We start from the raw sequence: 1,699 nt of genomic DNA, 5'->3' as shown, positions 1-1,699 counted from the left end.
CCTTGGCGCTGAAAAGCTTTGGCCGTTTGAAGAGCAAATGCATTTTTTACCGGATGAATAAGATTTATTTTACGAACAGGCATGAAATAGAAACTTCGTTATGATATATACTTATCTAAGCTTTATTAAATGTACTATTTTTTGCCCTTAGTTTAGCTTAAATCTGAATCTTTTTACTGAGGAATTATTTAATAATATACTATCGCAATACCGAACGATACATGAAAATATATTCCTGAGTTAAAAATGCTGGTTCAAATCTTTCCAGCTGTTTATCAGCATTTGAGCATAATTGCACTTGTAAATCGGTATCTTCAATCAAAGTTTTCATTTGTTCATACAATTGCAGGTAATTACTATTTTCAAATAATAGTGCTGCATCTCCAACACATTCTGCGAGCCCTCCATTTTTAGAAACAATTAAAGGTTTACCTGCAGCCATAAGTTCCAATGCTACTCCGCCCATTGGTTCCTCCCATTCAGACGGTATTACTGCAATTCGGGATGTACTTAATGCATTAACCAAATCCTTCCCTGTTTTTTTCCCTGCAAACAATACATTGTTTAAAAGACCAAGTTCTTGTGCTAATCCTTCATATTGAATTCTCCTGTCACCATCACCAATAAGCAGTAACTTTTTATTTTCATGGCCAATATCTTTTATAAGCAAAGCAAAAGCTCTTAATAAAGTCTCTACTCCTTTTTCACTTACTAATCTCCCAAGAAATACAAAATCATAGAGATTACTCTTAGTCATTTTTTTAACATCTTTAAAAGCTGTTATTGGAAACGGATTATAAATCACCATTTGTTTTGGTAATACTTGTCTTCTGCTGACCCATTCTGTTATGGCAATATTTTTACTTACAAATTTGGATGCGATAATACGAATAATCAACTTCATAAAATTCAATGATGCAGAAATTAGTCCCTTTCTCTTTATGTGAAATTTATAGGATGCCCAAGGAGTTAACGGTGCTTTCTCCCCATCTACCCAGCCTAACCCGTCTATACATGTAACCTGATATCCTCCATGTGTCCATATAAACGGTTTATTTAATAAGATTGCAACGAAGAAAAAAGCTAAGCTTGCACCGTTGGAATGTATAATATCGTGTTTTCTAACAAGTGTTATTTTCTCCAGTAAACTTGGACGGCGAATTACTGAATAAATAAAGTTATCAGGTAACTCGCTTGGTGTATTTGTCACGACCGTACAACGAATGCCATGTTTAATCAGATTCTCAGCTAATGTTGCTGATACAATTTCAATCCCTCCAACAGAAGGTAAAAACAGATGTGAATAAATTAAAACGTTCATCTTATTATTACAATAGTATTATCCGTTAATAGGGAATAATTTATTAATATATGGCTGAAGAATTTTTTCTCCGATATAAGCCAGCAGAAATATTAATACCACTTTCCAAACAATGTTTATTATGAGAACGTCAAAATAATCTGGCAAATTAATGATTGGATAGTGGAAAATATATAATCCGAATGAAATGTTGGCTATACCCTGAATCCATTTTTCAGGGATTAAACGCACAATGAATGTAAATATATTTTTATTGAAATAGATAGAACAAAATACGAATACACATGCAGCAATTGGTGTCCTTGCAATTACAATAGGATATTTCATTAAACTCATTGATGAATTATATCCAGTAATAAAACCAATACATCCTACATG

The 1,699-nt window shown here is 32.8% G+C and carries 2 protein-coding genes; both read right to left on the bottom strand.

Annotation, left to right across the window (positions count from 1 at the left end):
* Window positions 1-199 precede the first annotated feature (199 nt).
* Complete coding sequence (locus QZ824_RS11540) at window positions 200-1,321, bottom strand: glycosyltransferase family 4 protein (RefSeq protein ID WP_291276165.1); 1,122 nt, start codon at window positions 1,319-1,321, stop codon at window positions 200-202.
* An 18-nt stretch (window positions 1,322-1,339) separates the two neighbouring features.
* On the bottom strand, window positions 1,340-1,699 hold a 360-nt coding region (locus tag QZ824_RS11535), incomplete at its 5' end, for a hypothetical protein (protein WP_291276164.1).

The organism is Flavobacterium sp., from assembly GCF_021151785.1.
Classification (GTDB): Bacteria; Bacteroidota; Bacteroidia; order Flavobacteriales; family Flavobacteriaceae; genus Flavobacterium.
The sequence above is the reverse complement of the archived record's forward strand: the minus strand, read 5'-3'. Positions and strand labels throughout refer to the sequence as shown.